The sequence below is a fragment of the Bacillus sp. AFS040349 genome, assembly GCF_002577655.1.
GTDB lineage: Bacteria > Bacillota > Bacilli > Bacillales > Bacillaceae > Metabacillus.
Genome location: NZ_NUMC01000208.1, coordinates 1 through 467, shown reverse-complemented (window position 1 = coordinate 467; position 467 = coordinate 1). Strand labels below are relative to the sequence as shown.

Below are 467 nucleotides of genomic sequence, written 5' to 3'. Positions count from 1 at the left end.
CAACTGAGCTAATGGCTCATTTCATAATGAGTAATAATATTAAATTTATCTCTTGTTATAGACACCCAAATTTCAGTAAGCTTATTCAAGCTGTAGCTCAATTTGTGTGCTGATGTAAAGCTTCGACGCATATTCGTTCGTGCTCTACCAACTGAGCTAATGGCTCATTTTATAATGAGTTGTATATTATTAATAAAATAAAATGGTGCCGGCGAGAGGACTTGAACCCCCAACCTACTGATTACAAGTCAGTTGCTCTACCAGTTGAGCTACACCGGCATTGGTATAGATGTATATAAGGTTTTATCTTACTTACCAGTCACCCAAATCTCAGAAAGATTATTCAAGTAGCAGCTCGATTTGTGTGCTGAAGCAGGAGCTTCGAAGCATATTCGATCGTGCTCTACCAGTTGAGCTACACCGGCATATGGTAAGTTATTTTCGCTGGCGCGAAAAAACTATGGTGG

The 467-nt window shown here is 39.4% G+C and carries 1 tRNA gene; it reads right to left on the bottom strand.

From position 1 onward, the window contains the following. Positions 1-203: 203 nt before the first annotated feature. A tRNA-Thr gene (locus tag COD11_RS26265) sits at positions 204-279 on the bottom strand. Positions 280-467 lie beyond the last annotated feature (188 nt).